We start from the raw sequence: 1,233 nt of genomic DNA, 5'->3' as shown, positions 1-1,233 counted from the left end.
CGGGGCTGCCGATGGACAGGTGGCGCTCGCCGCGGTTGGCCAGGGAGAAGGAGAAGTCCAGCGCCCAGGCGGTGTCGGTGAGTTCGGTGACGGCCACGGTGCGGTGCTCGCGGAGCAGTTCGGTGCCGCCGGCCTCCCAGCCGATCTCCTGGACGAAGCCGTCCGGGTCGCGGAGCTTCCAGCCGAGGTGGCGCTGCGTCCCGTGGTTGTCGAGTGCGGTGGGGCCCTGGTCGCGTACGTAGGTGCGGCCGCCCCAGAAGTTGTACCCGGCGACGTCGGGTACGGCGACGCCGGCGCCCAGGTGGTGGACGTGGTCGGCGGGGCGTTCCTCGGTGACGGGGATCCCGGCGAGGGTGGTGACGGGGTGGAGGTAGGGGCGGGGGCCCGCCTCGGGCGCGTGGGTGTAGCGGGCGACGGGGCGGCCGGCGCAGCTGAGGAGTGCGGTGCTGGTCATGGGGTGCTCACCTCGCGGGGTCGCGCCCAGGGGGCGCCCAGTTCGGAGAAGAGGCTGAGGGTGTCGGCCCCGGCGGCGACGGTGGCGTCGATGCCGCGCACCACACGCCGTACGCCGCCGCCGTCGACGGGCCGCGTGTACCAGGCGTCCGGCGGCAGGGCGGTGGGCTCGGGCGCGGTGCGTACCGCCTCGACGACCCGCATGAAGGCGCCGGTGCGCTCGGGCGGTACGAGCAGCCCGGTGCCCTGCGCGAGGTGGCCGACGAGGTTCTCCAGGAGGTCGGTCCTTCCGTGCACCTCCTCCTCGGGGCCGTGTCCGGCGCGCTGGACGAGGACGCGGTCCTGCTTGTACCAGAAGGTGACCCGGCCGCGTTCGCCGTGGACGACCACGTACGGTTCGCCGGCCTGTTCGGCGCAGAGGGTGACGGCGGCGGTGACGGGCAGGCCGTCGGTGGCGGTGATCCGGACGCAGCTGGTGTCGTCGGCCTCGATGTCGTGGGCCCGGAACAGCTCGGTCTCCACAAGGGCCACGTCGTCGGCGCTCCCCCGGTCCGCGAGTTCGAGGGCGGTGGCGACCGCGTGGGCCAGCGGGTTGGTGAGGACGCCGTCGACGACGTCGGTGCCGCCGAGCCTGCGGCGCCCGGCCCAGGGCGCCCGCCGGAAGTAGGCGTCCTCGCGGACCCAGGCGCCGGCGGCGCCGACGCCCCGCAGTTCGCCCAGGGCTCCGGAGCGTATGAGCTCCTTGACGGCGGGCACGGCGTGCGAGCCGAAGGACTGGAA

General features: G+C 74.8%; 2 protein-coding genes. Both read right to left on the bottom strand.

The genetic code is table 11. The annotated features are described in order from the left end of the window. On the bottom strand, window positions 1–454 hold a 454-nt coding region (locus IH13_RS0107070; protein WP_031082014.1), incomplete at its 3' end, for a DUF6807 family protein. Continuing rightward, window positions 451–1,233, bottom strand: a 783-nt coding sequence (locus IH13_RS0107065; protein ID WP_031082012.1) for a Gfo/Idh/MocA family protein, incomplete at its 5' end; no start/stop codon positions are given. The genes IH13_RS0107065 and IH13_RS0107070, both read right to left, overlap by 4 nt.

Origin of the sequence: Streptomyces sp. NRRL WC-3549 (assembly GCF_000721935.1) — a bacterium.
Taxonomy (GTDB): Bacteria; Actinomycetota; Actinomycetes; order Streptomycetales; family Streptomycetaceae; genus Streptomyces.
The sequence above is the reverse complement of the archived record's forward strand: the minus strand, read 5'-3'. Positions and strand labels throughout refer to the sequence as shown.